We start from the raw sequence: 25,723 nt of genomic DNA on the forward strand, positions 1-25,723 counted from the left end.
AACAGGCTACGGCAAAACGGGCAATGCGCTGGTCGTGGAACGATCCGCATCTGCGGGCGCTGATCTGGCAGATTGGTGCGCTCGCCATTGTCGTGGTCACGCTCTGGTATCTCGCGGCGACGGCGCATGAGAATCTCTCCCGCCAGCATATCGCCACGGGCTTCGGCTTCCTGCAGAACACGGCAGGATTCGGCATCGTCCAGTCGCTTATTCCCTATTCGGAAGAGGCGAGCTATGGCCGCGCTTTTCTCGTTGGCCTCTGCAACACGCTGCTCGTCGCGGCGCTTGGCACCGTGCTGGCGGTGGCGCTCGGCTTCGTGGTCGGCATTGCGCGTCTGTCGTCGAACTGGCTCGTTGCGAAGCTCGCCGCGGCCTATGTCGAGACGCTGCGAAATATCCCGCTGCTGCTGCAGCTCTTCTTCTGGTACTTCGCCATCCTTCAGCCATTGCCTAGCCCGCGCGAAAGCCTGACGCTGCTGCCGGGCGTATTCCTCAGCAATCGCGGCATCGTCATGCCGGGGATTGGCCTGACGGGAACGAGCCTTGCCTTTTTCGCGACGCTCATCGTGGCTGTACTTGCCGCGCTCTACATCGCGCGGCGGGCGAGGGCGCGGCTTCTCGCGACCGGCCAGCGGTTCCCGGCGGTCATTGTTAACACCGTTATCATTATTGGACTGCCGGCGCTTGTCTGGTTGGTCGGCGGTGCGCCCTTCACGCTCCAGCACGCAGAGATGGGCAAGTTCGACTTCACGGGTGGCTGGCGTCTGCTTCCGGAGTTTCTGGCGCTGCTGCTTGGCCTGACGCTCTATACCGCAGCCTTCATTGCCGAGATCGTGCGCGCCGGCATTCAGTCGGTCGGCCACGGGCAGACCGAGGCGGCCCATGCGCTTGGGCTTTCCAACGGGCAGACGCTTCGTCTTGTCGTCATTCCGCAGGCGCTGCGCGTGATCATTCCGCCGCTGACGAGCCAGATCCTGAACCTGACCAAGAACTCCTCCCTCGCCGTCGCCATCGGCTATCCCGATCTCGTCTCGGTCTTCGCGGGCACCGTCCTCAACCAGACGGGGCAGGCAATCGAGGTGATCGCCATCACCATGGGGGTCTATCTCGTCATCAGCCTCGCGACGTCGTTCGCCATGAATCTCTACAATGCGCGCGTCGCAATCGTGGAGCGCTGACATGGTGACGACATCGATCAAATGGCTGAGGCGCAACCTGTTCTCCAACTGGTGGAATACGGGCCTCACGGTCCTCGTGCTCTATGTGCTGTGGAGCGCTGTTCCGCCGTTTATCGACTGGGCCTTCGTCAGCGCCGTCTGGCATGGAGAGGGCCGCGCCGCCTGCCTCGGGCCGGGGAAGGGCGCCTGCTGGCCCTTCGTCTATGCCAATCTCGACCAGTTCATTTATGGCCGCTATCCGGCGGAGCTGCGCTGGCGCGTCAATGTGGCCTTTCTGCTCGGCCTCGCGGGCCTCGTTCCCATGCTCATCCCGCGCGTGCCCGCAAAGTTCTGGAATCTCGGCTATCTCGTCATTGCCTGGCCGATGATCGCCATTGTGCTCATTTCCGGTGACAGGCCGGGATTGATTGGCGTCGATACGGATCTCTGGGGCGGGCTTCTGGTGACGCTCATCGTCGCCATCACCGGCATCGTGGCATCGTTCCCGCTTGGCGTCTTGCTCGCGCTCGGGCGGCGTTCGGAAATGCCGGTGATCCGTTCGCTTTCCACGATCTTCATCGAGTTCTGGCGCGGCGTGCCGCTCATCACGGTGCTGTTCATGGCGAGCGTGATGCTTCCGCTCTTTCTGCCGCGCGAAATCCATCTCGACAATCTGCTGCGCTGCCTCGTCGGCGTGGCGCTTTTCTCGTCGGCCTATATGGCGGAAGTCGTGCGCGGCGGGTTGCAAGCCGTGCCGCGCGGGCAGATTGAGGCGGCGCGCGCGCTCGGCCTCAGCTATTGGCAGACCATGGGCCTCGTCGTTCTGCCGCAGGCGCTGCGCCATGTCATTCCAGGCATCGTCAACACCTTCATCGGCCTCTTCAAGGATACGACGCTGGTGTTGATCGTCGGGCTTTTCGATTTTCTGGGCCAGGTGCGCGTGCAGCTTAGCGACATGCACTGGTCGACGCCGCAGGGGGCCGCGACCGGCTATGTGTTCGCGGCCTTCGTCTACTGGGTTTTCTGCTTCGGCATGTCGCGCTATTCCGCCTTCATGGAGCGCCGGCTCAACAAGGGCATGGTGAGGTAATTGGTCATGACAAAATCACCCATCATCGAGATCGCGCATGTCGACAAGTGGTATGGCGATTTTCATGCTCTGAAAGATGTGAGCCTGTCGGTCGCGGAAGGCGAGCGCATCGTCATCGCCGGGCCGTCCGGCTCCGGCAAGTCAACGCTGATCCGCTGCATCAACCGGCTCGAAGCGCATGACAAGGGTCGCATCGCGGTCGATGGCATCGAACTCACCGAAGACCTGAAACGCATCGACGAGGTGCGCCGTGAAGTTGGCATGGTGTTCCAGCAATTCAATCTCTTTCCGCATATGACGGTGCTTGAGAACTGCACGCTCGCGCCGATCTGGGTGCGTAAGCAGCCGCAGGAAGAGGCGGAGGCGACGGCCATGCGCTTCCTCGAGCGCGTCCGCATTCCGGAGCAGGCGCTGAAATATCCCGGCCAGCTTTCCGGCGGCCAGCAGCAGCGCGTCGCCATCGCCCGCGCGCTCTGCATGAACCCGAAGATCATGCTCTTCGACGAACCGACCTCGGCGCTCGACCCGGAGATGATCAAGGAAGTCCTCGACGTCATGGTGGGCCTCGCCAATGACGGCATGACCATGATCTGCGTCACCCACGAAATGGGCTTCGCCCGCGAAGTCGCCGATCGCGTCGTCTTCATGGACCAAGGCGAAATTGTCGAGGAAGCGCCGCCTGCGGAGTTTTTCACCAGCCCGAAAAGTGAGCGGACAAAGGCGTTTCTCGCGCAGATTTTGAGGGGATAGTATTTGAACGCCGGGCAAGTCGTGGATGTGTGGAACAGAACACGAGACCGCTGATGTTGAAACCGTTTGGCCGTGATATCTGGACTGCGGATGGTCACGCCGTGTCGACTGCTGGGTTTGGATATCCAACACGAATGGTCGTGATCCGGTTGTCGGAGGGCGGCCTCTTCATTTGGTCTCCGATACAGCTTACGGATGCTCTGCGAGCGGCGGTCGACGTACTCGGCGACGTACGATATCTCGTCGCGCCCAATTCACTTCATCACCTGTTTTTGGGTGAGTGGGGACGCGTATATGGCAGCGCAAAGCTATACGCTCCTCCCGGCCTAGCAAAAAAGCGAAGGGATATTGTTTTCGACGGAGAGCTTGGAAACGAACCGATCGCCGGATGGGCTGCGGATATCGATCAAGTCGTGGTGCCAGGCAATCTCATTACGACGGAGGTGGTTTTCTTCCACCGAAAGAGCGGCACGGTGCTTTTCACCGATTTGATCCAGCAATTTCCTGCTGATTGGTTTTCCGGATGGCGAGCGATTGTGGCGCGACTGGACCTCATGATCGGTGCCGAACCTGCTGTGCCCAGGAAGTTCCGTACAGCTTTTATAGGGCGCCGGGCCGCGCGCGTCGCGCTTGAGCATATTCTGGCGTGGCCTGCTGAAAATGTGCTGATGGCGCATGGGGCGCCGGTGATCGGTGACGGCCAAGCGTTCATCCGTCGAGCATTCAAATGGCTTATAGCGTAGCCTGCGGGAGAGGTTCACTCCTCCACCTCGACCTCGCTCTGCCCGTAAGGCGAAAAGCCCATGCGCTGGTAGAGCGTCAGTGCTGCCGGGTGGTCCAGTGTGCAGGTCTGGACGATGAGGCGTTCGGGGTTTTTCAGCCAGGCGAGCGAGATCGCTTCGCCCAGCAGGAACCGCCCCAGTCCCTGCTCGATATATTCAGGCACGATTCCCAGAAACGAAAGCTCCGCTTGCGGAAGGTCGCGGAAGTCGAGTTCCACATAGCCGACCGGCGCGCCATTAACATAGAGCACGTAGATTTCCACCGCGTCGTGATGGATGATCTCGGCGAGCGCATCGTCAGGGATGTTGCGGCGGCTGACCCAGACATAGGGTCGGCCGACGGCGTCGTAGAGATAGCGATAGAAGTGAAGCGGGGGCTTCTTGGCGCGAAGCAGGGCGTATTTGCCGAGCGGGCGCGGGGCAGGCGCGAGGCGCGGCGGCGCCTTCATTTCCAGGCGGGTAACGATGGCCTTGTGCGTCTTACCCATCGCTCTAATCACCTTTCAGGGCGCGCCTTTCAGGCTTCGATCGGCAAGCCCTTGACCGCGCCCCATTCAGCCCACGATCCATCATAGACCGATACGCGGTCATGCCCCAACGCGGCAAGGCCGAGCGCGAGAATGCAGGCGCTGACGCCGGAGCCGCAAGTCGTGATGACGGGGCGGGAGAGGTCGATGCCCGTATCGTCGAAAAGGCGCACGAGCTCCTCGCGCGATTTCAGCGTGCCGTCGGCGTTGACGAGATTGGCCGAGGGAAGATTGAGGCTGCCGGGAATATGGCCGCCCTTGAGACCGGGCCGGGGCTCCGGCTCCTCGGCGCGGAAGCGGCGGCCGGAGCGCGCGTCGAGGACCTGCTCGGCGCAGGTTTCGAGATTGTGCAGCATCGCCTCGCGGTCGCGCACCAGGGGCACGTCGCGCCGCGCCGTGAAGTGCCGGGCGCTGTGGCGCGGGCGGGCGTCGTCGAGCGGGCGGCCTTCGGCCTTCCATTTCTTCAGGCCGCCATCGAGCACCACCACGTCGCGATGGCCCATGACGCGGAACATCCACCAGACCCGCGGCGCGCTGAAAAGGCCCGCGCCGTCATAGACAACGATGCGGACGCCGTCGCCAAGGCCCATTGCGCGGACGCGCGACGAGAACTTCTCAGGCGCAGGCAGCATGTGCGGATAGGGGCTGTCGGTATCCGCGATCTCGTCGATGTCGAAGAACACCGCGCCGGGGATGTGCTCATTCTCATATTCGGCGCGGGGATTGCGCTGCGCCTGCGGCAGATACCACGAGCCGTCCACGATGCGCACATCCGGCGCATCGAGATGCGCGGCCAGCCATTCGGTGGTGACGAGGGGGTATTCTACGATCTGCGGCATGTCTCAGAACTCATTCCATTTTTCATGTCACCCCGGGATTTATTCCGGGGTCCAGGGGCGCTTGCTCAGTGCTTGTTGCCTCTGGATCCCGGCACGAAGGTCGGGATGACAATTATAAACAGGCTAGAGCCAATCCGGCGCAGGAAGGTTCTTCTCCTTCAGAAATGCCGGATTGAAAAGCTTGCTCTGATAGCGCGTTCCGTAGTCGCAGAGAATAGTGACGATGGTATGGCCGGGGCCCATCTGCCGCGCGAGACGGACCGCGCCCGCGACGTTGATGCCGCTTGAGCCGCCGAGGCAAAGGCCTTCATGCTTCAGCAGGTCAAAGACGAAGGGCAGGGCTTCCTCATCCGGGATCTGGAAGGCGTCGTCGATCGGCGCGTCTTCGAGGTTCGCCGTGATGCGGCCCTGACCGATGCCTTCGGTGATGGAGCTGCCTTCGGCCTTCAGCTCGCCATGCTTGTAATAGTGATAAAGCGCGGCGCCCATCGGATCGGAAAGTGCGATGGTGACATTCTTGTTGCGCTCCTTGAGCGCTATTGCGATGCCGGCCAGCGTGCCGCCGGTGCCGACGGCGCAGGTGAAGCCGTCGACCTTGCCATCCGTCTGCGCCCAGATTTCCGGGCCCGTGGTTTCGATATGCGCCTGCCGGTTTGCGACATTGTCGAACTGGTTGGCCCAGATGGCGCCGTTCGGAGACTTCGCCGCGAGCTCATCGGCCAGCCGGCCGGAATATTTCACGTAGTTGTTTGGGTCCTTGTAGGGAACAGCCGGAACCTCGATCAGCTCGGCGCCGCAGAGGCGGAGCATGTCCTTCTTTTCCTGCGACTGCGTGTCGGGAATGACAATGACGCTCTTGAAGCCGAGCGCATTGCCGACGAGCGCCAGACCGATGCCGGTGTTGCCCGCCGTGCCTTCGACAATGGTGCCGCCGGGCTTCAGCGTGCCTTTGGCGACCGCGTCCTTGATGATGTAAAGGGCGGCGCGGTCCTTCACCGACTGGCCCGGATTGAGGAACTCCGCCTTGCCGAGAATTTCGCAGCCGGTCGCCTCGGAAGCGGCCTTCAGCCGGATCAGGGGCGTATTGCCGATGGAGTCCACAAGTCCGCTTCTGATGTCCATTTTACAATTCATCCGGTGAAATTTTTTGCAGGGCGTTTCCTTGGTGGGGAATATACGGAGGGTGGAAGGCTGGTTCAAGGCATGGAGGTAAACCCAGACAATCTCATGTGAATTTCGCCCGATTGGCCGCCAGCCACTGGATCATGAGGAAGGTCTTGGCGTCGCGGATGCGCCCGTCCTCCGTGGCGCGCAACGCTTCGGCCAGCGGCACGACGACGGCGCGGATATCCTCATGCTCATGGGCGAGCCCATGGACGCCGCCGATGCCCGAAAGATCGGCCTTGGCGGCATAGACATAGGTGCGCTCGCCATAGCCGCCGGGCGAGGAAAAGAGCTTGCCGATGAGTACCGGCTCCCCGATGGCGCAATCGGCTTCCTCCAGCGCCTCGCGCTTCGCGACCTGAGGCGGCGTCTCGCCCGGATCGACGATACCGGCCACCGCCTCGAAGAGCCACGTCGCTTCGTTCCAGACGAGGCCGCAGGTGCGGAACTGCTCGATCAGCACCACCGCGTCGAGCGCCGGATCGTAGGGGATCACCATCGCGACTTCGGCAATGGTGTACATGTCGCGCGTCACGACATCGGACCATGTACCGTCGAAGCGGCGATGGCGGAAGGTGAAGCGCTCGAGCTTGCCCCAGCCCTGGCCGATCGTTTCGCGCGAGCGGATTTCAACGTCGTCGAGTGTGCGCGGCGTCGGGATGAGGCGGTCTTCCATGAGGGACTCCGGCTTCTTCCTGTGCGGAAGATGATGGGAGTCGGAGTGTAGTCAGCGCCTCAGGGCTTCGCCAGAGCGGGCCCCGGTCTATTTCATTTTCTGCTTGGACTGAAGCTCCGGCGGGACGTCGTGGGTGCAGAAAGCTGCGCCGCCGCTTGTCGTGCCGCATTCCCAACCTGGGCCGAGATTGTGGCTGTTCCACGGATCCTTGTCGCGAAAGACCACGATAATAAATCCGGCGATGAAAAATGCGCACACAAGCAAAATTTTTAGTGGGGCGTCCAATTGGCATCCTCGTCATGCAGAGGGCAGGTTCAGCAAGAGCATACGCTTTTCATGGCTTCGCCAGCGTCACCTGTGTCACGTCGATCTGGCCTGCGCGGAATCCCGCTTCGCAATAGGCAAGGTAGTATTCCCACATGCGGCGGAAGCGTTCGTCGAATCCGAGCGGCTGGATTTCCGGCCAGGCCGCGCGGAAGCGTTGGCGCCATTGCTTCAGCGTCTCTGCATAGTCGAGGCCGAAATCGAGATTGCCGACCCAGGTAAGGCCCGCCTTCGCGACCTGCTCCTTGAGCGCCGTGGGCGAGGGCAACATGCCACCCGGAAAGATGTAGCGCTGGATGAAGTCGGCGCCCTTGCGGTAGCTGGCGAAAATGCCGTCCTCGATGGTGATGATCTGAAGTCCGGCGATACCGCCCGGCTTCAGGCAGTCGCGAAGCTTCGCGAAGTAGGCCGGCCAATATTCCTCGCCGACCGCCTCGAACATCTCGATGGAGGCGATACGGTCATATTTCTCCGAGACGTCGCGATAGTCCTGATAGCGGATGTCGACCTTGTCGGAGAGGCCCTTCGCCGCCATGCGCTCGCGCGCGAAGGCGAGCTGCTCCCTGCTGATTGTGATGCCGGTCACGTGGCAGCCGATCTCGCTTGCCGCGAACTCCGCGAAGCCGCCCCAGCCCGAACCGATCTCGAGCAGGTGATGTTCGGGCCTGAGGTCGATGCGTTCGGCGAGCGAGCGATATTTGGCGGTTTGCGCTTCGGAAAGATCCTGTCCCGGATGCGTGAAACGGGCGGAGGAATAGGTCATCGTTCGGTCGAGCCAACGGCGATAGAAGGCGTTGCCGAGATCGTAGTGAAACTCGATGTTGCGTTTGGAGCCGCTTTTCGAATTGCGGCGCAGGAGATGATAGAGCCGCGCGCTAAAGTGAATGACTGAAAGTCCGTAGAGCCTCTCGCGCAGCGCATCGCGGTTGCGGGCGAAGAGTTCGAGAAAGCCCGCGATGTTCGGGCTGTCCCACATACCATCGAGAAAGGCTTCGGCCGCGCCGAGATCGCCCGCGGCGAAGAAGCGCCGGGCAAGCGCGAAGTCCCTGATCTCCATCGTCGCGTCCTTGCCGGGCTCGCGGCCTGCGAAGCGCAGGTGCCGCCCATCTGGCAAGACGACGGTGAGCGAACCGCGCTGGATATGGAGGAGAATGCGAAAGGCAATCCGCACGAGCCGCGGAAGCCCCACGATGTGGCGGAGATTGGCAGCGGTCATGTCGATCATTCTTGCCGTGTCGACATCGGTACGCACGTCAACGGGAACTTGGCTCATCCGGGCGCCCTCCTGCGTCAACGCCTTTGACTATAGCGGCTGGAATGGCGGCGTCATCATTCAATACGAGGGCGGAAAGCTGCCGGTTCAGTCGCCGGGGTTCCTTTGAGGGTGCGAGGTGCTACCTTCTGGCCGCGCGGTTCCGCGCGCCCACTGAGTCGCCTGATGCCTGAATCCATCGAACTGAAGAATGAGCCCATGCCTCACCCCGAAGGGGTGCTGAAGGAGGTGTTCGGCCTTCCCTCGTTCCGCGGCCAGCAGGCGGAGATCATCCAGCACATTGTCGATGGCGGCGACGCCGTGGTGCTGCTGCCCACGGGTGCTGGCAAATCGCTCTGCTATCAGATCCCTGCGCTCTGCCGGCAAGGGACCGGCATTGTCGTCTCGCCGCTCATCGCGCTGATGCGCGATCAGGTGGAGGCGTTGCGTCAATCCGGCGTCCGGGCCGCAGCCCTCAATTCCACGCTGACGCCGGATGAGGCGCGAGACATTCGCAACGCGCTGGTCGCGGGCGAACTTGACCTGCTCTATGTGACGCCGGAGCGCCTCGTCAGCGACGGGTTCATTGGGCTTCTGTCTCGCGCGAAAATCGGTCTCTTCGCCATCGACGAGGCTCATTGCATCAGCCAGTGGGGCCACGACTTCCGACCGGAATATCTGCAGCTGGCGCTGCTGAAGGAGCGCTTTCCGTGTGTGCCGCGCGTGGCGCTGACGGCGACGGCGGATCCGCAGACGCGCGACGATCTCATCCATCGTCTGAAACTCGACGATGCGCACGTTTTTTCCGCGAGCTTCGACAGGCCGAACATCCGCTACACCATCGTTCGCAAGGACAATGCGAAATCCCAGCTTCTTTCCTTCCTCGCCGCCCATCGCAATGAGAGTGGCATCGTCTATTGCCTGAGCCGCAAGAAGGTGGAGGAGACGGCGGAATGGCTGACCGCGCAGGGCATTCGCGCGTTGCCTTATCATGCGGGCCTCGACCGCGCGGTTCGCGACCGTCATCAGGATGCGTTTCTGAAAGACGAGGGCCCGGTACTCGTCGCGACCATTGCTTTCGGCATGGGCATCGACAAGCCGGATGTGCGCTTCGTCGCGCATCTCGATCTGCCGTCGAGCATCGAGGCCTATTATCAAGAGACGGGGCGGGCAGGACGCGACGGTTTGCCGTCTGACGCCTGGATGGCTTACGGGCTCGGCGACGTGACCCTGCGCCGCCGGATGATCGACGAGGGCGAAGCACCCGAAGAGGTGAAGCAGGTTGAACGGACGAAGCTCGACGCGCTGCTTCATGTCTGCGAAACGGCGACTTGCAGGCGGCAGGCTTTGCTTGCCCATTTCGGCGAGGCGCATGGCGATGCTTGCGGAAATTGCGACGCCTGCCTGACGCCGTCCGAAATGTGGGACGGGACTGAGGCCGCGCGAAAGGCTCTGTCCGCGATCTATCGCACCGGCCAGCGCTTCGGGGCGGGCCATGTCATCGATGTGCTGCGCGGTAGCAAGACCGAAAAGATTGTGCGTTTCGGGCACGACACGCTGCCGACCTTTGGCGTCGGCAAGGATATCGACCAGAAGAGCTGGCAATCGGTTTTCCGCCAGCTCGCGGCGCGCGGCTTCATCGCCGCCGACCACACGGCCTATGGCGCGTTGAAGCTCGAAGAGACGGCGCGGCCTGTTCTGAAAGGCGAGCAGCCCGTCCAGTTCCGCCGCGATCTCGTTTCGCCAGGCAAGCGCCGCTCGGGCAAGGCAGCGGAGCCGGAAGTCTCGTCCACGCCGGAAGAGGATGCGCTCTACATGGCGCTGCGCTCGGAACGCATGCGGCTTGCCCGCGAACAGGGCGTACCCCCTTACGTGATCTTCCACGACACGACGCTGCGCGAAATGGTGCGCCGGCGTCCCGCGACCATGGAGGATTTAGGCGAGATTCAGGGCGTCGGCGGTTCGAAACTCGCCCGCTACGGCAAGGCATTTCTCGCGGTCGTCGGCGAGCATCGTTGAGTTGAAACTCGGCGGATATTTTCCTGCCGATCTCCAATTCGCAGCCGCGCCCTATACGATGCCATGCGGGAAGCGCTGTTCCAGCGCGGCGATATTCATTGTCGCGAGGTACGGCGCGAGCATGTCGGGCGTGGCGAGTTCCAGCATGATCCGGTTTTCCACCCAGAACTCGATGACGTGGAAAAATGGCGTACGGCCCGGCGCGCCGCGACCGAGATAGAGCGTCTTCCATCCTTCGCGCTCGCCGATGGCCTCGATCTCGGCGCGGCTCAGGGGGACTGAGATCAGGGCATGGAAGGCGACTGGCGTGGCGGCGATCTTCTCCGCAGGCGCTTCGAGGGCGAGGAAGGGTGAGGTGCCTTCCTTGGGATCCGGGTTGATGGCCATGTGCTGCGGATAGACCTCGATAAGCGTACCGTGCTCATCGCCCGCTACCGCGGAGAAAGCGCCGGGCAGGGGACCGAGGAAGGGAAATGCGCGACCCGCAAGGATCTCGGCGAGCACGGTTGCGACATGTGCGGGATCACGGGCTGGAATGGAGATGTGGTGCAGCATTGGCTTCTCTTTCATGGAAGCGCCGGGGAGCTTCGGTCCCGCAGTCGCGATCGAGTTTGACCAGCAGATGCGTTGAGTTTATGCTACCAACGTAGCGTAATGGCACTATAGTGACATGAAAAGCCGAAATGCAAGAGCTGAATGAAGGTCGGACCGCCCAGAAGGCCCGCACACGAGCGATGTTGCTTCAATCCGCCAGCTTATTGATGCAGCAAGGAAAGCGCCCGACGGTCGAGGAGGCCGCCGACGCTGTCGGCATCTCCAAGCGGACAGCCTATCGATACTTCACCTCGCAGGACCACATGCTGGCCGATGCCGCGCTTGAGTCCCTGAGGCCTGTATTCGCCCGCGTCCTCGAGACATCACGCGAGCTTTCCGCTCCATCGGATCGCCTTGAGGCTCTCATCAAGGCACTGAACCGGCTTGCGCCCACTTATGAAAATGAGCTGCGGGTGATAGTGCGTTCCGCTCTGGATCGCGCACCCGATGACGCGAAACATGTGGGCCGGCCGCGTGGGCAGCGCCGCATCGACTGGGTTGCCGAGGTATTGGCGCCACTCAAGCCGGAGCTGCCGGAGGATCTCTATGACCGGCTTGCTGCTGCGCTCGCCGCGATGATCGGATTCGATATCTGGGTCTGGCTGCGCGATGTCGGTGAGCTTCCGCCGCAGCGTGTCGACGATGTGATGGTCTGGATGGGACGTACGTTGGTTGACGCGACGTTGAGGGAGGCGGATGAGCGCGGGCTCAAGAGCTGAAACAGCTGGGCGCTGCCGCTGTGCGCTTGTCTGACGCCGTGAAATCCCTACCCTCGGAGCATTGCAACCCGCCTCGATAGTAGCAAGCATGACATTGAATTCTTCACCACTGGCCGACGCGCATGAGCTGTGCCGGCTCGGCGTCGTCGCCCTGACCGACGCTTATGCAAAGGGCACGATTTCGCCTGTCGAGGCGACTGCCGCCGCGCTCGATCGGGCGGAAGAAATCAATCCGCGACTCCATGCCTTTACTTTCATCGACCGCGAAGGAGCGCTGGCCGCGGCGCACGAATCCGAGAAGCGTTGGCGCGCGGGCAAGCCTTTGTCGCCCGTCGACGGCGTACCGACGACGCTGAAGGACATCGTCTGGGTCGAGGGCTGGTCGGTGCGCTATGGAAGCCTGACGACGGATGCGACGCCCTGCATCGCCGATGCGCCTTCAGTGAGGTTCCTGCGCGACGCCGGCGCGATCTTTCTGGGTCTCACGGCGACGCCCGAGTTCGGTTGGAAGGCCGTAACCGATAGTGCCTTCAGCGGCGTGACGCGAAATCCGTGGAACGCCGATATGACGCCCGGCGGATCTTCGGGCGGCGCGGCTGTCGCGGCGGCCACGGGAGCCGGTGTTCTCCATCTCGGCACCGACGGCGGCGGATCGATCCGGATTCCCGCCTCATTCACGGGCATCACGGGCCACAAGCCGACCTTCGGGCGCGTCGCCGCCTATCCGGCAAGCGCCTTCGGAACGGTCGCGCATGTTGGTCCCATGGCGCGCCGCGCGGAGGATGCCTTCTTCATGTTGCAGGCGATGTCGGGACGCGACCTGCGAGACTGGGCGCAAGGCCCCGGTGAACTTGAGCCGCTCGTGCTAGCCGACAGGGTTCTGGCGGGCGCGCGGATCGGTTACTGGACGAAGCCGCCATGCGGCAAGGTCAATCCTGAGGTCGCGAAGACCGTCGACGCTGCCGTCGCGGCATTTGAACGTCTCGGCGCGCGGATCGCCCAGATCGAGCTTCCGGGTGACGACCTGCCCGAAATCTTCAGCCGCCATTGGTTCAGCGGCGCGGCGAACCGCCTGTCCGCCGTGCCTGCTGAGCGGCGCGGCATGATCGACAAGGGCTTTCTGGAAGTTGCTGCTGCTGGCGCTGCCTATGATGCGCCTGCACTGGTCGCCGCGCAGGTCAAACGCGCCCAGTTCGGTGCGGCGATGGATCAACTGCTGACGGATTATGACTTCATCGTCTCGCCGGGCACCGCCATTCCAGCCTTTGCAGCAGGCGAGGAGCTTCCACCCGAGAGCGAAATGGGCCGCTGGACCGAATGGGCGGGCTTCAGCTTTCCCATCAACCTCAGCCAACAGCCGGCTTGCGTCGTTCCCTGTGGCCAGACTGAAAGAGGCCTGCCCGTGGGGCTCCAGATCATCGGGGCCAGAGGCGCGGATGCGAAAGTGCTGTCGGCCGCGCGCGCCTTCGAGGCGGCGTTTCCCGACTTCTTTATCTGATTTATCTGAGGCATGAAATGCGAAGGGCCCGGTCGCGTTTGGCGACCAGGCCCTTCAAAACTGGCTCCCCGGGCCGGATTCGAACCAGCGACCGATCGGTTAACAGCCGATTGCTCTACCACTGAGCTACCGAGGAATATCTTGCGAACTCAAGAGCAAGACGTGCGGTCCTATAGCAAAGTCGTGTGGCCCTTGCCAGCCCAAATCTTGCCTCGGGCGGGAACTATGCACATCTTCTGATTTCGGTGGGGTAAACCCCGGGCAAAGGCGCTGGAAAATGGCTTTCGTTCGATTTGCTGGCAGGAAAGTCACCGTTCCGGGCTCGCCCTGGATGCGGAAGACCGCGGGTGCCGCGCTGATCGGCGGTGGCGCGCTTGGTTTTCTACCCGTTCTGGGGTTCTGGATGATTCCCCTGGGCGTCGTTGTCCTGTCGGTTGATTCGCACCGCGTCAGGCGGGTTCGCCGCCGGACCGAAGTCTGGTGGGGCCGAAGGCGGAGGTCCTGACGGCGCGGTCAGTCGATCGAGGCGCCGGCAAAGGGGCGAGCCATCGCGAAGGGCAGGCCGCTCAAAAGCACCTCGACAATGCGCACATCCTGATAATGCCCGTTGAGCGAAAGCCGGGGAAGCGCAGCCAGCCGGTCGGCATGGCGGGGTTGGATGAGGCCCTTGCACGTCGTTGTCGCAGAGGCAAAGCCGAACTCCCGGGCCATCGCGAATTCGCGCTCGCCTGCGGAACCCGGATCTCCATAAGGATATGAGAAATGGCGCGGGCGGCGTCCAAGCTCCGCCTCATGGCGCGCGAGGCCCTGCGCGATCTGCTCACGGGCACACGCGCCATCGAGCTTCGCCAGCGCGAAATGGCCCGCGGTATGCGCCTCGATGCTCGCAAGCGGATCGGCGGCGAGTTCGCGCACTTCGTCCCAGCTCAGCGCCAGTTCGCGGGTGAGGGCGGCGAGGTCGATCCCTTGCTCATCGGCAAGGCGGGCGATCTCGGTCCGCATGGCATCCTCGGAGCCTGCGCGCAGGCGCCAATAGATCGCGAACCAGGCGGCATTCTTCTGTTCTGTCGTTGCGCAGGCGATGGTCTCCGCGCCATCGGCGAAGCGCACATGGAGTTTGCTCGCGCCTGCGATGACGCGCTCCAGCGCCGCCCACCAGAGCTCCGCCGTGCCGTCCGGCAGGCCCGTCGAGAGATAAACAGTAAACGGAATATTGTACCGGCGGAAGACGGGCGCCGCGTCTGTGAGATTGTCGCGATAGCCGTCATCCAGCGTGAAAACGACGAATGGGCGGATGAAGTCCCTCTCCTTGAGGCGGCGCACGGCTTCATCGAGGCTCACGAAGTCATAGCCGAGGTCACCGACGTGCCGGATCGTTGCGTCGAGAAATTCCGGCGTGACTTCAAGGGCGGCGTTCGGCGCGAAGCCGGCGCCATCCGCTTCGCGAACGCGATGCAACATCAGGATCGCGCCGACACCGGCCAGCGACTTCGGCGCAAACCTGTGCGCCCCGCTTGCATGGAGCGCAAGCAGCCCCGTCTTCGCCCAGGAACCGGGCGAGGCGATGAAGGAGCGCTGGACAGGGGCGGCCATAGCGGGTTCGGGCTCGTCTCGGTAAACGCCGGAGTTTAGCACGGCCCTTGCAGCCGTGACGACAAGGCGAGAATGCGCGTCCGGAATTGAGAAAAGATTGATGCAATCCGGCGCAGTCGAGCCTTCGGGATGGCGAAACGTCCCGAGTTGATCCATTGGCAAGGCGAGGCCCCCCGTGACGCCGCCGACGAAGAAAATCGAAGCTGCAAAACCGAACCTGCGCGTTAACCAATACAGCGTCGGCGGGTCGGCGCATGAAGGCGGACAAGTCATCAGCGGGCCCTGGGGCGCGAAACCGGAAGTGCTGCTCTCGATACACGAGACGTTCGAGGGGCTGCAGGACGTCTGGACGCAGCTGGAGCGTGATGCCGATTGCACGGCCTTTCAGACCTATGCCTGGCTCTCGACCTGGTTCCGGCATATCGGCAAGCGCTCAGGCATCAAGCCCGCAATCGTCGTCGGGCGGGAGGCCGGAGGTAAGACGCTTTTCATTATGCCGTTAGGGTTGAAGCGCGGGGTCATCGGGATACGGCTCGTCTGGCTCGGCGGTTGCCTATGCGACTATCAGGGCCCTGTGCTGGCGAAAGACTTCGCGCGTCATGTGCGCCGCGATCAGTTCAAGACATTGTGGGCAGGTATCCGCGCCGCGCTACCGCATCACGATATCGTCGAACTCGATCGCTTGCCGGAAGCCATCGGCGGGCAGGGCAATCCGTTCCTCGCGCTCGGCAATGTGCAGCCGCATGCGTCGAACGCGCATATGACGCGGCTCGCACCGACATGGGACGAGTATTACGGCGCCAAGCGTTCCTCCGGGAGCAAGAAGCGCGACAAGCAGAAGCGCCGCAAGCTTGAGGAATTCGGTGCGGTCGAGTTGGTGACGCCTGACTCCCGCGAGAAAATTGGCCGCACGGTTGACGCGCTGATCGCGCAGAAGGGCGCGACTTTCGCCCGCATGGGCGTCGTCAATCCGTTCGAGAAGCCCGGCGTTCGCGATTTCTACATGGATCTGGCGAGAAACGAGACGGGGCTCGTTCATGTCTGCCATCTCGAAGTCGGCGGCAGAATCGCGGCGGCGAACTGGGGCGTTAGCTTCGGCGGGCGTTATCACTATGTGCTGTCGAGCTACGCCGAGCAGGAGGATTTCGCGCGGCGCGGACCGGGCATGATCCAGCTGATGGAGCTGATACGCCACGCAACCGAAACCGGTCACACGGAGTTCGACTTCACCATCGGCGATGAGGCCTACAAGGCCGATTGGTGCGAGGTGGAAATCTGCCTTTTCGATCACCTTGAAGCCGTGACGCTCCGGGGCTGGCTGGCGCTGCTGCCGGCGGTTCTTTATCGCCGGGTTAAACGCTTCATCAAGCAGACGCCGGTACTTTGGGACGCATTCACCCGCCTCCGCGCCGCGGCGGGTGCGTTGGTGCGTCCGGGCGTTGCCCGAGTGTGATGCTTCTCGAAGGATGATGACCCCAATGGATGCCTCCGCGCTTCCACAACCGTTCAGGCGGATCGGCGAGACGATTGCGGCGCGGCTCGCCGATGGTCATCTTGGCGAGGTCGTGCGTGGCGCGGGGCTCGTCATGGCGATCCGCATCGCGGGCGCGGCCATCGCGCTTCTGAGCCAGGTTCTGCTCGCGCGCTGGATGGGCGCGTTCGAATACGGCATCTTCGCTTATGTCTGGGTCTGGGTAATCATCCTCGGCATTCTCGCGCCCATGGGTTTCGGCACCTCGACACTGCGCTTCGTGCCGGATTACCGGGTCAACGGTAAGTGGCGGCGGCTTGCCGGCATTCTCGACGCGTCCTGGCGCATCGTGCTTGTCCTCGGACTGGCCTTCATGGCGGCGGGGCTGCTCGCGGTGCTCGCGTTCCGCGACGAACTTCAACCCTATTACGTGTTGCCTCTGGTGCTCGCCATGCTTTGTGTGCCGGGTTTTGCGCTTGGCGACACGCTCGAAGGCACCGCCCGCGCATTTGGCTGGGTCGGCCTTGCCTATCTTCCGACCTATATCATTCGTCCGCTCGGCATCGTACTCGTCGGCGGCATCGTCTATCTCGTCACCGGTGAGTTGAGCGGCGTTGCGGCCGTCGCAGGCGCGCTGGCCGCAACGCTGGCGACACTGACAGGCCAGAGGCTTCTGCTTTCCCGCCGCATCGCCACGGCGATCCCCCGGGCAAAGCCAATTCATCACACGAAATACTGGATCGCAGCCTCCATGCCGATGGTGCTCTCGGAAGGGCTCTATCTCGTTCTTCTCAATACCGACATCGTGCTGCTCGGCTATTTCGTCAATCCGCAGGAGGTCGGCATCTATTTCGCGGCGACGCGGATCGTGAACCTCATCGTCTTCATCTATTTCGCGGTCGCTGCTCGCGCCGTGCCTAAGTTCGCAGAGCTTCACGCGATGAATGATCGCGCCGGCCTGCAGGCCTTCGTTCACAACATCATCCAGTGGATATTCTGGCCGACGCTCGCCGCCGCCGCGATCATCCTTCTCGGCGGACGGTTTGCGCTTGGCCTCTTCGGGCAGGATTTCAGTGCCGGCTTTCCGCTGCTCGCCATTCTGATGCTCGGCTTCGTTGCCCGCGCGTCCACGGGTCCGATCGAATATCTGCTCAACATGACCGGCCACCAGAACGTGACATCAATCGTCTATGGCGGCGCGGCGGCGCTCAACATCGCGCTCAACCTCATCCTCGTTCCGCGTTTCGGGCTGATGGGCGCGGCCTCGGCCACCGCCATCGCGCTCGCCAGCGCGAGCCTCTGCCTCTTCCTGATCGTCCGCAGGCGCCTTGGCATCAATGCCTTTGTGCTCTGCCCGTCTGGGGCGACGAAATGACCGACCTCAAACAACCGGAAGGCCAGCTCGTCTGGCAGCGTCGGGCCCCCGCACCCACAGCGACCACGCAAAGGCGTGCGGCTCATGTCGCAGGCGACGACATCATTGTCATCGAAAGCGCCGATGCGTTGACGCCTTATCTTGATGCGCTGGATGAACTCGCAGCCTCCGCGACAGATAGCAATCCACTGTTCGAAAGCGCGGCACTCCAGGCTGGCATGCAGTATCTGGCGCCAGCAGGCGCCGTCCATCTTGCGCTCATCTGGGGCGAGTCCAGTTCCGGTGGTGCGCGCGTTCTGATTGGTGCCTTTCCCTATCAGGCGCGACGCTTCTATCTCGGGCTGCCGGTGAAGGTCTGGACGATCTGGACGCATATCCACAGCTTCCTTGCCACGCCGCTCGTACGCGCAGGTTTTGAGCGAGCCGCTATCCGGCGCTTCTTTGCCTATGCAGATCGGTGCGGTGCGCCGCTCATCCGCTTTCCGCTGTTTGAAGCGGGCGGCGCGTTCGATACGGCGCTGAATGAGGTGCTTGTTGAGGGTAGATTGCGGCAGGTCGAAACCGCGCGGCACGAACGCGCCTTCCTCAAATCCGATCTCGATGGCGAGGCCTATCTGGCTGCGCATATGCGCAAGAAGAAGCGCAAGGAATATAATCGGCTCTGGAACCGTCTTGCAGAGACGGGCGCACTGGAATTTGTGACGCATGGCGGCGGCGCTGATTTCAGCGGCTGGCTTGACGAATTCTTGCGCCTCGAACGCGCCGGCTGGAAAGGCAAACGCGGAACGGCGCTTGCCGAGCGTCCTGAAGAGCGCGCCTTCTTCGAAAGCCTTGCAGGCCGTTCGCGCGCGGGAGCCAAGCTCCATTGCGCCGAAATCCGTTTCGACGGAAAGCCTATCGCCATGCTGGCAAGTTTTCTTTCGGGCGGCGGCGCCTACAGCTTCAAGATCGCCTATGACGAAGCCTTCGCAAAATATTCGCCGGGAGCACTTCTGATGATGAAGGTGATCGGCGCCTTCCAGTGCGATCCGCGCATTGCCTGGGTCGATTCCTGCGCTATCCCCAATCATCCGATGATCGATCATATCTGGGCCGAGCGTCGCGGCATTCGCGAAGTCAATATCGCGACATCGCATCGCTTCAGTGCGTTTCTTGTCGCCTACACCGCTCGCGCAGCGCACATCGCCGAATATGTCTGGGCGAAGGCCCGCGCCGTTTACTATCGCATCCGCAAGGAGGTAGAGCATGACCAGGCTCATTGAAGTTCTGCCCGGAACCGTTGGCAGGGAAATGCCGTCAAGGACCTTTCGTCTGAAACATCAGCTGGCAGGTCATTCGCTTTTCAAGCTGGAACGCCTTGCGAAGCTCGCGGCCTCGCTGCCCGCCGAAAGCACCGAGTTCAATGGCCCGGTGGCGCCAGGTCAAGACCCGAAGCTTACACCTTCGAATGGATTGAGCGCGGAAGAAACCGTGCGCCGCATTGAGGAGTGCCAGTCCTGGATGGTGATCAAGAACGTGGAACAAGACCCGGAATACAAGGCGTTGCTCGACGCCTGCCTCGATCAGGTGGCAGACCAGACCGGCGGCGTCATGGGTGGCGCACGGCGGCGGCAGGCCTTCATCTTCGTTACATCGCCGAACAATGTGACGCCGTTCCACATGGATCCGGAATATAATTTCCTGTTGCAGATCCGTGGCTCCAAGCGCATGAGCCTCTTCGATCACAAGGATCGTCGCTTCGTCTCCGAGGAAGATCTGGAAATGTATCCCGGCAAGCACCGTAATCTTCCATATCGCGAGAGCTTCGAGGCCAAGGCCACACAACAGCATCTGGAGCCCGGGGATAGCATCTTCGTGCCGCTTTTTGATCCGCACTGGGTGCAGAACGGGCCCGAGGTTTCCGTGTCTTTTTCGATTACATGGCATACGGACACATCGGAGAATCTGGTGAAGCTTTCCTACGTGAATGCTGGGCTGCGCAAGCTCGGATTCCCGCAACGGCCAGCGGGCACCAGCAAGGCGCTCGATGCGATCAAGGTTGCCGCCTACGATGTGGCGCGGCCGCTCTATGATGTGGTGAAGAAGTTTGTCGGCGATCGGCGCAAGGCTGTCGCGCTGTTCTTCGGCCGAACCGCCGTGGCGAACTAGGCGGCGCGCGCGGGCCGGGCCGGATATTCCTCGATCACCGTATCGGAATAGCGGCGATAGCGGCGCAGATTGACGCGCGTCAGCAGAACGCCGACACGGCGGCCGCTGGCGGCCGACAGCATCTTCAGCACCCGCGCCACGACGCGCCGGTTGGTGGAGGCCCAACGGACGACGAGAATGGTGAGGTCCGTCATCTTCGCCAGAACCATAGCGTCGCCTGCTGCCATGGCGGCGGGCGAGTCGATGATGACGTAGTCGTAGGTCTGCTCCAGCGCTTTCAGCACCCAGGCCATCTGGGCGGATGCGAGTGCGGCCGTCGGGTTCGGCAAGGCGCCGCCTGCCTGCATGACATGGGCATAGCTGCCATAATCCTGCCGAATGACATGGCCGAAATTCGCCTGGCCCGTCAGAAGCTCCGCGAGGCCCGCCTGAGGCGGCATGCCGAGCGCGAGATGCACCGAAGGCGCGCGCATGTCGGCATCAATGAGAATGGTGCGATAGCCGCCCATGGCGAGAACTCTGGCAAGGCTCGCCGCCGTGGATGTCTTGCCTTCATCCATATGCGCGGAAACCATGAGCAGCGTCTTCGCCCGGCGGTCGCCGATGCGGGCGGTGAGCACGCTGCCCTGAAGACCGCGGATCGATTCCGCATAAAGGCCGAAAGGCTCGCGCATGAGGTTGTTCGCAGGGCTTGCGCGCGGGCCTGTTTCGAGTTCGGGGATGAGGCCGAGGAACGGCATGCCGGTCGCGCGCTCGACCTGTTCGGCCGTGCGGAATCCGCTCGAAAAGGCTTCAAGCAGGAAGCTGATGATGAGTGAGAGCAGAAGCCCCGCGACGGTGGCGAGCGTCAGCACGGCGCCGGTCTTGGGGAAGGTCGGCGAAGAAGGTTCCTGCGCGCGTGAGACGATCCGCGCGTTGGCGGCGCTCGCATCAGCTTCGGCACGGGCATTGGCTTCCTCGTAACGCTTGAGGAAGGATTCGAGCAGAGAGCGATTGGTGGAAGCGTCGCGTTCCAGCGCACGAAGCTGCACTTCGTCCTGATTGAGCGTGCCCATATGCGCCTGAAGCTGGATGAGGCTCTGGCGGAGCGAGGCGACGCGGGCGGCGGCGACGCGGGCCTCGTTTTCGAGGCCCTGAATGATCTTGTTCACCTCTTTCTCGATCTGGCGATCGAGGTCGGCGAGGTTCGCCTGCGCTTCCATCATCTTCGGATGGGAGGGAAGAAGCGTTTCGGACATTTGCGCAATCTGGGCGCGAAGAGCGACTTCCTGCTGGCGGAGATTCTGAATCAACGGCGATTGCAGAACGGCGGCAGCTGAATTGACCGAGTTGCCGGACGCGATGAGGCTCCGCGCGTTCTGAAGCTTGGCTTCGGCTTCGGCGCGGGCGGCCTGCGCGAGTGTGAGCTGCGAGTTGATGTCGGTGAGCTGCTGCTGGGGAACGGTGGAGCCGTTGGTCAGGAAAAGGCCGGACTCGCTGCGAAAGGCTTCGACAGCAGCTTCGGAGGTTTGCACCTTCTGCCGGAGCTGCTCGATCTGCTGGCCGAGCCATTTTGTCGCTTCGCGATTGACGGCGACCTTCTGCTCGATCTGCTGCGCGATATAGAGTTCGGCAAGACGGTTGGCGACGCGAGCCGACGTTTCCGCGCTGGTCGAGGTGAAATCAATCGCGATGACGCGCGACGAACCTTTCTGGAAGACGTTGAGCTGGCCGAGCAGATTGTCGGCAATATCGGCTTCGTCGGGCGCGCTGCCGCGCACGCCGATGAGCGAAAGGATCTGTGCCTTCGCGCCGTCGCGAAGCGATGGATTGAACTCTGCATCCCGGTCGAGATGTAGATCGGTGACGAGGCGCGTGAGCAAGGGGCGTGAGGTGAGGAGCTGGATTTCGCTTTGCAGCGTTTCCGCATCCGGCGGCGCGGGCTGGTTCTGGGTGTCGAAACTCGAAATCTCGCCGGTGCGTGGCGAAAGCAGAATGCGTGTTTCGACTGTATAGGTCGGCGTCACGGTGGCGAGCCAGAGGAATGCGAGCGCCATGAAGCCGCCGAAGCAGAGGCCGACGAGCTCCTTCCGCGCCCAGATGCCGCGCAGCAGATCCCACGGCGAAACGTCGCCCGCGCCCTGTGCGTCGGGCGTCGAACGGCGCCTGTCGCCGAAGCTTAGGACCGGCATGCTGGGGGTGTTGCTCATGCACTCTGCCTGTTTGGAGCCGCGTCCGGCATCCATTCGTGTCGGAGCAGTAGAGCGTCTTTTGGTAACGGAAGCTTTAATGCGTCGGCTGCGATGCGACCGAAAGCCGCGTAAATCCGCCGCTTCTCTCCATTCAGTCCCTCAAAACACCGGTGTTCCTTCCAAAAAATTAACCACTGATCCCTAAGGTGTAGCGAAGCGAACAATTTTAGGGATCGCAGGGCCATGGCTCGCCGCGGCGTTCATTTGCTGGTGCTTTGGCTCGGATTCGCAGCTCTCGGTGGCTGCGCCGGGCATGGTGTGGTTGCGGAGCGGCCCGTCAATGAGGCGAACGAGCCTTATCTGCTCGACAGCGGCGACAAGCTCCGTGTCACCGTCTTCGGACAGACCGATCTGAGCGGAGACTTCGCTATCGATGGCGGCGGCAACATCGCCATTCCGCTCATCCCCCCCGTTGCGGCGCGAGGACTGACCACCAACGAGCTTCAGGCAGCCATCGCCGCATCGCTCGGCAAGACCTTGCTGCGCAATCCCAACGTCAGCGTTCAGGTCATGGAGTTCCGGCCATTCTTCATCCTCGGCGAGGTGCAGAAGGCGGGACAGTACCCTTACGTGAACGGCATGACGGTGCAGAGCGCGGTCGCCATCGCGGGCGGCTTTTCCTATCGCGCCGACCAGAGCACGGTCCACATCACGCGAAAGCGGGGCGACAAGCTCGTCGAGATGGATGTCGACACCGACGCGCCTGTCCGGCCCGGCGATACGATCCTGGTCGAGGAGCGCTATTTCTGATGTCAGGCCGCGCGATGTCCAATGCATCGGAAAGCCTGCGGGTGGTGCATGTGATGCGCGCGCCGCTCGGGGGGCTCTTTCGCCATGTCTGCGATCTTGCACAGGGTCAGCACCAGGCGGGGCTCAAGGTTGGAATCGTCATGGGCGAAGCGCCGCGCGATCCCGTCTCGGTCGCCCGGTTGCGCGACATGGCTGGCGCGTGCGAACTCGGCATTCATGTCATGCCCATGAGCCGGATGCCGGGGCTCGGCGATGTGACAAACCTGTTGCGGCTCTATGAGCATACACGACGGCTCGGCGCCGAAATCATTCACGGCCATGGCGCCAAGGGCGGCGCCTATGTGCGGGTGCTGCCGCGCCTCGCGGGCGGATTTCGCTTCTATACGCCGCATGGAGGCTCATTGCATTTCGACGCAAAGAGCCTCAAGGGTAGACTCTTTTTCGCGGCCGAACGCCTCATGCGCGGCCGCACCGACGGGTTTATCTTCGAATCTGAATTCGGACTCCGAACCTTCTTCGAGAAGGTGGGTGATCCCATCGCGCCCGCTATCGTCATCCATAATGGCGTGACGGAAGCCGATAGTGTGCCCGTGTCGTCGGAGGAGGACGCCGCCGATTTCGTTTTCATCGGCGAACTTCGCGCCCTGAAAGGCGTTGGAACGCTGATCGAGGCAATGGGCCTCCTGAAGGACGCTGCGCATCTTCGTATCGTCGGATCTGGCGCAGAACGCGAGTGCTTTGAAGCCATGGCCCGCAAGGCACCGCACAACGTCCGCATCGACTTCATGGGACCGCTACCTGCCCGCGAGGGCTTTGCGCTCGGCCGCGTCGTCGTCCTGCCGTCTCATCATGAATCGATGCCCTATGTGGCGCTTGAGGCAGCGGCCGCCGGAGTGCCGCTCATCGCTGCGCATGTTGGTGGCGTTCCGGAAATCTTCGGCCCGGATGCATCCCGGCTCGTCGCGCCGGGTGATCCGGCGGCGCTTGCCTCCGCGCTGGCACATGCCACCGGCAATCCTGACGACATGAGGTTGCTTGCAGCGCGTTTGCGCCAACGTGTGACCACCGACTTTTCCGCCGCGCGGATGGCCGAAGGGGTAACCGAGTTTTATCGCACCCGGCTCGATCCGGTGACGAGGTGCAATTCCGGCAAAGCCGCGAACGCATCCGGCGTCCGTTTCCGCGAAGGTGTTTCGTCATGAGCGGCGACGGCACACCGACCGGCATTCATGCCGCGCCATCCGACATCGCCGCCACAGGCGCCGGGCCGCTACGCCATAGCCGTGGCGCGCGGGAAGGGCAGGTGCGCGATCCGGGTGGACTCGGCGAAGAACGGCGCTCGGCCATCATCCCGATGATTTCGCCTGCGGTCATCTCGGGCTCGGTGCGCATTGCGGACGCCGCGCTCATCGCACTTGCCGGCATCTTGCTTTTTCATGCCTATCTCCGTGAGTCCGCGCCCGCTCTGAAGTTCATCTATTATCCGACGATCTTCTCGGGAGCAGTGCTTGCCCTTGTGAGCTTCCAGCTTGCGGGGCTTTATCGGATTCCCGTTCTCCAGCGCCCCCTGCGGCAAGGCAGCCGCCTGGTCATGGCGTGGACGGGCGTTGCCGCCGCGCTGCTGGTGCTCGGCTTTCTGTTCAAAATGAGCGATCAGGTTTCGCGCGTCTGGTTCGTGGGCTGGTATTTCACCGGCCTCGGCGCGATGCTGGTCATGCGTGGCGTGATGACGGGCCTGATCCGCCGATGGATGCGGAGTGGGCGTCTTGAGCGGCGTGTCGTCATTGTCGGTGGCGGCGAGCATGGACGTCACCTGATCGAGGCGCTCAAGGCTTCCGCCGAACCCGACATCAAGATTTGCGGCGTCTTCGACGATCGGCGCGACGATCGCGTGTCGAGCGAGGTGGCGGGCTACCCCATGCTCGGCACGGTGGACGAGCTTGTGCGCTTCGCACGCTCCAACCGTATCGACCTGCTCATCATGGCGCTGCCGCTTTCGGCGGAGCGGCGCGTCCTCGAAATGATGCGCAAACTCTGGGTTCTGCCTGTCGACATCCGGCTTTCTGCGCTCGACGTGCCGTTGCGCATGACGTCCGCGACCTATTCCTATGTGGGAAATGTTCCCTTCTTCAATCTTTACGACAAGCCACTGTCCGACTGGGATCATGTGCTGAAGACGGTCGAGGATCGCCTTCTGGCGGCGATCTTCCTCATGCTCCTCTCGCCGCTGCTGCTGCTCATCGCTGTGGCGATCAAGCTCGACAGCAAGGGGCCAGTCTTCTTCAAGCAGCGCCGCTACGGCTTCAACAACGAGCTGATCGAGGTCTACAAGTTCCGTACCCTGAAGCATGAACAGACAGACGCCAATGCAGCGCGCCTCGTCACCGCCAATGACGACCGCGTAACCAGAGTAGGGCGCTTCCTGCGGCGTTCGAGCTTCGACGAGTTGCCGCAGTTCATCACTGCGCTGAAGGGAGACATGTCGATCGTCGGCCCTCGTCCGCATGCGATCCTCGCCAAGGCGGGCGACGAGCTTTACGGCGATGTGGTCGATGGCTATTTCGCCCGTCATCGTGTGAAGCCCGGGATCACGGGCTGGGCGCAGATCAATGGCTGGCGCGGCGAAACTGATACGCGCGAAAAGATCCTGCGGCGCACGGAGCATGATCTCTATTACATCGAGAACTGGTCGCTGCTGCTCGACCTCTACATCATCGCGCGAACGCCCATCTCCATGTTGCGCGGCGAGAACGCGTTTTGACGG

At 62.6% G+C, this 25,723-nt stretch carries 24 protein-coding genes and 1 tRNA gene; 15 read left to right on the forward strand and 10 right to left on the reverse strand.

Features of this window, described 5'->3' with window-relative positions; genetic code table 11:
* Positions 1-23 precede the first annotated feature (23 nt).
* From F2P47_RS10935 to F2P47_RS10950, 4 genes are read left to right on the forward strand one after another with little or no spacing between them, the layout of a single operon-like run.
* The gene (locus tag F2P47_RS10935; RefSeq protein ID WP_152216402.1) at positions 24-1,178 is read left to right on the forward strand and encodes an amino acid ABC transporter permease; all 1,155 of its coding nucleotides are present in this window, start codon (positions 24-26) and stop codon (positions 1,176-1,178) included.
* Between the two features lies 1 nt (position 1,179).
* A complete protein-coding gene (locus F2P47_RS10940) occupies positions 1,180-2,247 on the forward strand; it encodes an amino acid ABC transporter permease (protein WP_246176850.1) in 1,068 nt (355 codons plus the stop codon).
* Between the two features lie 6 nt (positions 2,248-2,253).
* A complete protein-coding gene (locus F2P47_RS10945; protein WP_152216404.1) occupies positions 2,254-2,997 on the forward strand; it encodes an amino acid ABC transporter ATP-binding protein in 744 nt (247 codons plus the stop codon).
* Positions 2,998-3,050: 53 nt separating this feature from the next.
* Entirely contained in the window at positions 3,051-3,740 is a 690-nt protein-coding gene (locus F2P47_RS10950) for a DUF4336 domain-containing protein (protein WP_152216405.1), read from the forward strand.
* A gap of 14 nt (positions 3,741-3,754) precedes the next feature.
* Here the strand turns inward: F2P47_RS10950 and F2P47_RS10955 are convergent, their stop codons facing one another.
* The 6 genes from F2P47_RS10955 to F2P47_RS10980 all read right to left on the reverse strand — a co-directional run bounded on the left by F2P47_RS10955 (position 3,755) and on the right by F2P47_RS10980 (position 8,582).
* Positions 3,755-4,267, reverse strand: a complete 513-nt coding sequence (locus F2P47_RS10955; RefSeq protein ID WP_152216406.1) for a GNAT family N-acetyltransferase — start codon at positions 4,265-4,267, stop codon at positions 3,755-3,757.
* A 29-nt stretch (positions 4,268-4,296) separates the two neighbouring features.
* Positions 4,297-5,145 carry a 3-mercaptopyruvate sulfurtransferase gene (gene sseA / locus F2P47_RS10960; protein WP_152216407.1) on the reverse strand — a complete coding sequence of 283 codons (849 nt, stop codon included), beginning with the start codon at positions 5,143-5,145 and terminating at the stop codon, positions 4,297-4,299.
* 123 nt (positions 5,146-5,268) lie between these two features.
* Positions 5,269-6,267: a cysteine synthase A gene (locus F2P47_RS10965; protein WP_152216408.1), complete on the reverse strand. Its 999-nt coding sequence runs from the start codon at positions 6,265-6,267 to the stop codon at positions 5,269-5,271.
* Positions 6,268-6,370: 103 nt separating this feature from the next.
* Complete coding sequence (locus F2P47_RS10970; protein ID WP_152216409.1) at positions 6,371-6,985, reverse strand: NUDIX domain-containing protein; 615 nt, start codon at positions 6,983-6,985, stop codon at positions 6,371-6,373.
* A gap of 87 nt (positions 6,986-7,072) precedes the next feature.
* On the reverse strand, positions 7,073-7,270 hold the full coding sequence (locus F2P47_RS10975; RefSeq protein WP_152216410.1) for a hypothetical protein: 198 nt from the start codon (positions 7,268-7,270) through the stop codon (positions 7,073-7,075).
* Between the two features lie 49 nt (positions 7,271-7,319).
* Complete coding sequence (locus F2P47_RS10980; RefSeq protein ID WP_152216411.1) at positions 7,320-8,582, reverse strand: SAM-dependent methyltransferase; 1,263 nt, start codon at positions 8,580-8,582, stop codon at positions 7,320-7,322.
* Between the two features lie 165 nt (positions 8,583-8,747).
* Here F2P47_RS10980 and recQ point away from each other — a divergent pair, with 165 nt between their 5' ends.
* Entirely contained in the window at positions 8,748-10,580 is a 1,833-nt protein-coding gene (gene recQ, locus F2P47_RS10985; protein ID WP_152216412.1) for a DNA helicase RecQ, read from the forward strand.
* Between the two features lie 51 nt (positions 10,581-10,631).
* Here recQ and F2P47_RS10990 read toward each other — a convergent pair whose 3' ends face one another.
* Entirely contained in the window at positions 10,632-11,150 is a 519-nt protein-coding gene (locus F2P47_RS10990) for a hypothetical protein (RefSeq protein ID WP_204886642.1), read from the reverse strand.
* Positions 11,151-11,263: 113 nt separating this feature from the next.
* On the opposite strand from F2P47_RS10990, the gene F2P47_RS10995 reads away from it, so the two are divergent.
* A complete protein-coding gene (locus tag F2P47_RS10995; RefSeq protein ID WP_152216413.1) occupies positions 11,264-11,893 on the forward strand; it encodes a TetR/AcrR family transcriptional regulator in 630 nt (209 codons plus the stop codon).
* Positions 11,894-11,981: 88 nt separating this feature from the next.
* Positions 11,982-13,391, forward strand: coding sequence for an amidase (locus F2P47_RS11000; RefSeq protein ID WP_152216414.1), 1,410 nt, complete (start codon positions 11,982-11,984; stop codon positions 13,389-13,391).
* Positions 13,392-13,452: 61 nt separating this feature from the next.
* Here the strand turns inward: F2P47_RS11000 and F2P47_RS11005 are convergent.
* A tRNA-Asn gene (locus tag F2P47_RS11005) sits at positions 13,453-13,527 on the reverse strand.
* Between the two features lie 141 nt (positions 13,528-13,668).
* On the opposite strand from F2P47_RS11005, the gene F2P47_RS11010 reads away from it, so the two are divergent.
* Positions 13,669-13,896 (forward strand): hypothetical protein, encoded by a 228-nt coding sequence (locus F2P47_RS11010; RefSeq protein WP_152216415.1) that lies wholly within the window; start codon positions 13,669-13,671, stop codon positions 13,894-13,896.
* Positions 13,897-13,904: 8 nt separating this feature from the next.
* Here the strand turns inward: F2P47_RS11010 and F2P47_RS11015 are convergent, their stop codons facing one another.
* Positions 13,905-14,984 (reverse strand): polysaccharide deacetylase family protein, encoded by a 1,080-nt coding sequence (locus F2P47_RS11015; RefSeq protein ID WP_185681073.1) that lies wholly within the window; start codon positions 14,982-14,984, stop codon positions 13,905-13,907.
* A gap of 175 nt (positions 14,985-15,159) precedes the next feature.
* Between F2P47_RS11015 and F2P47_RS11020 the strand changes: the two genes are divergently transcribed.
* The 4 genes from F2P47_RS11020 to F2P47_RS11035 are packed head-to-tail and all read left to right on the forward strand — an operon-like array spanning position 15,160 to position 19,978.
* Entirely contained in the window at positions 15,160-16,437 is a 1,278-nt protein-coding gene (locus F2P47_RS11020; protein ID WP_185681074.1) for a GNAT family N-acetyltransferase, read from the forward strand.
* 25 nt (positions 16,438-16,462) lie between these two features.
* Positions 16,463-17,830 carry a lipopolysaccharide biosynthesis protein gene (locus F2P47_RS11025; protein WP_185681075.1) on the forward strand — a complete coding sequence of 456 codons (1,368 nt, stop codon included), beginning with the start codon at positions 16,463-16,465 and terminating at the stop codon, positions 17,828-17,830.
* Entirely contained in the window at positions 17,827-19,092 is a 1,266-nt protein-coding gene (locus tag F2P47_RS11030) for a GNAT family N-acetyltransferase (protein WP_152216419.1), read from the forward strand. The genes F2P47_RS11025 and F2P47_RS11030 overlap by 4 nt, the downstream gene beginning before the upstream one ends.
* On the forward strand, positions 19,076-19,978 hold the full coding sequence (locus tag F2P47_RS11035; protein ID WP_152216420.1) for a cupin-like domain-containing protein: 903 nt from the start codon (positions 19,076-19,078) through the stop codon (positions 19,976-19,978). Before F2P47_RS11030 ends, F2P47_RS11035 begins: the two co-directional genes overlap by 17 nt.
* Here the strand turns inward: F2P47_RS11035 and F2P47_RS11040 are convergent.
* Positions 19,975-22,167 (reverse strand): GumC family protein, encoded by a 2,193-nt coding sequence (locus F2P47_RS11040; protein ID WP_185681076.1) that lies wholly within the window; start codon positions 22,165-22,167, stop codon positions 19,975-19,977. The genes F2P47_RS11035 and F2P47_RS11040 overlap by 4 nt on opposite strands.
* A 225-nt stretch (positions 22,168-22,392) precedes the next feature.
* Between F2P47_RS11040 and F2P47_RS11045 the strand changes: the two genes are divergently transcribed.
* The 3 genes from F2P47_RS11045 to F2P47_RS11055 are packed head-to-tail and all read left to right on the forward strand — an operon-like array spanning position 22,393 to position 25,720.
* On the forward strand, positions 22,393-22,959 hold the full coding sequence (locus F2P47_RS11045; RefSeq protein ID WP_152216422.1) for a polysaccharide biosynthesis/export family protein: 567 nt from the start codon (positions 22,393-22,395) through the stop codon (positions 22,957-22,959).
* Positions 22,959-24,161, forward strand: coding sequence for a glycosyltransferase (locus tag F2P47_RS11050; RefSeq protein WP_152216423.1), 1,203 nt, complete (start codon positions 22,959-22,961; stop codon positions 24,159-24,161). Before F2P47_RS11045 ends, F2P47_RS11050 begins: the two co-directional genes overlap by 1 nt.
* Positions 24,158-25,720 carry an undecaprenyl-phosphate glucose phosphotransferase gene (locus tag F2P47_RS11055; RefSeq protein WP_152216424.1) on the forward strand — a complete coding sequence of 521 codons (1,563 nt, stop codon included), beginning with the start codon at positions 24,158-24,160 and terminating at the stop codon, positions 25,718-25,720. The genes F2P47_RS11050 and F2P47_RS11055 overlap by 4 nt, the downstream gene beginning before the upstream one ends.
* Positions 25,721-25,723 lie beyond the last annotated feature (3 nt).

Origin of the sequence: Parvibaculum sedimenti (genome assembly GCF_009184905.1) — a bacterium.
Lineage (GTDB): Bacteria > Pseudomonadota > Alphaproteobacteria > Parvibaculales > Parvibaculaceae > Parvibaculum > Parvibaculum sedimenti.

Excerpts from the sequence above, each read along its gene's own strand:
- F2P47_RS10935 (WP_152216402.1), top strand. The coding sequence starts at position 24 with ATGCGCTGGTCGTGGAACGATCCGCATCTGCGGGCGCTGATCTGGCAG.
- F2P47_RS10940 (WP_246176850.1), top strand. The coding sequence starts at position 1,180 with ATGGTGACGACATCGATCAAATGGCTGAGGCGCAACCTGTTCTCCAAC.
- F2P47_RS10945 (WP_152216404.1), top strand. The coding sequence starts at position 2,254 with ATGACAAAATCACCCATCATCGAGATCGCGCATGTCGACAAGTGGTAT.
- F2P47_RS10950 (WP_152216405.1), top strand. The coding sequence starts at position 3,051 with ATGTTGAAACCGTTTGGCCGTGATATCTGGACTGCGGATGGTCACGCC.
- F2P47_RS10955 (WP_152216406.1), bottom strand. The coding sequence starts at position 4,267 with ATGGGTAAGACGCACAAGGCCATCGTTACCCGCCTGGAAATGAAGGCG.
- sseA (WP_152216407.1), bottom strand. The coding sequence starts at position 5,145 with ATGCCGCAGATCGTAGAATACCCCCTCGTCACCACCGAATGGCTGGCC.
- F2P47_RS10965 (WP_152216408.1), bottom strand. The coding sequence starts at position 6,267 with ATGGACATCAGAAGCGGACTTGTGGACTCCATCGGCAATACGCCCCTG.
- F2P47_RS10970 (WP_152216409.1), bottom strand. The coding sequence starts at position 6,985 with ATGGAAGACCGCCTCATCCCGACGCCGCGCACACTCGACGACGTTGAA.
- F2P47_RS10980 (WP_152216411.1), bottom strand. The coding sequence starts at position 8,582 with ATGAGCCAAGTTCCCGTTGACGTGCGTACCGATGTCGACACGGCAAGA.
- recQ (WP_152216412.1), top strand. The coding sequence starts at position 8,748 with ATGCCTGAATCCATCGAACTGAAGAATGAGCCCATGCCTCACCCCGAA.
- F2P47_RS10990 (WP_204886642.1), bottom strand. The coding sequence starts at position 11,150 with ATGAAAGAGAAGCCAATGCTGCACCACATCTCCATTCCAGCCCGTGAT.
- F2P47_RS10995 (WP_152216413.1), top strand. The coding sequence starts at position 11,264 with ATGCAAGAGCTGAATGAAGGTCGGACCGCCCAGAAGGCCCGCACACGA.
- F2P47_RS11000 (WP_152216414.1), top strand. The coding sequence starts at position 11,982 with ATGACATTGAATTCTTCACCACTGGCCGACGCGCATGAGCTGTGCCGG.
- F2P47_RS11010 (WP_152216415.1), top strand. The coding sequence starts at position 13,669 with ATGGCTTTCGTTCGATTTGCTGGCAGGAAAGTCACCGTTCCGGGCTCG.
- F2P47_RS11015 (WP_185681073.1), bottom strand. The coding sequence starts at position 14,984 with ATGGCCGCCCCTGTCCAGCGCTCCTTCATCGCCTCGCCCGGTTCCTGG.
- F2P47_RS11025 (WP_185681075.1), top strand. The coding sequence starts at position 16,463 with ATGGATGCCTCCGCGCTTCCACAACCGTTCAGGCGGATCGGCGAGACG.
- F2P47_RS11030 (WP_152216419.1), top strand. The coding sequence starts at position 17,827 with ATGACCGACCTCAAACAACCGGAAGGCCAGCTCGTCTGGCAGCGTCGG.
- F2P47_RS11035 (WP_152216420.1), top strand. The coding sequence starts at position 19,076 with ATGACCAGGCTCATTGAAGTTCTGCCCGGAACCGTTGGCAGGGAAATG.
- F2P47_RS11040 (WP_185681076.1), bottom strand. The coding sequence starts at position 22,167 with ATGAGCAACACCCCCAGCATGCCGGTCCTAAGCTTCGGCGACAGGCGC.
- F2P47_RS11045 (WP_152216422.1), top strand. The coding sequence starts at position 22,393 with ATGGCTCGCCGCGGCGTTCATTTGCTGGTGCTTTGGCTCGGATTCGCA.
- F2P47_RS11050 (WP_152216423.1), top strand. The coding sequence starts at position 22,959 with ATGTCAGGCCGCGCGATGTCCAATGCATCGGAAAGCCTGCGGGTGGTG.
- F2P47_RS11055 (WP_152216424.1), top strand. The coding sequence starts at position 24,158 with ATGAGCGGCGACGGCACACCGACCGGCATTCATGCCGCGCCATCCGAC.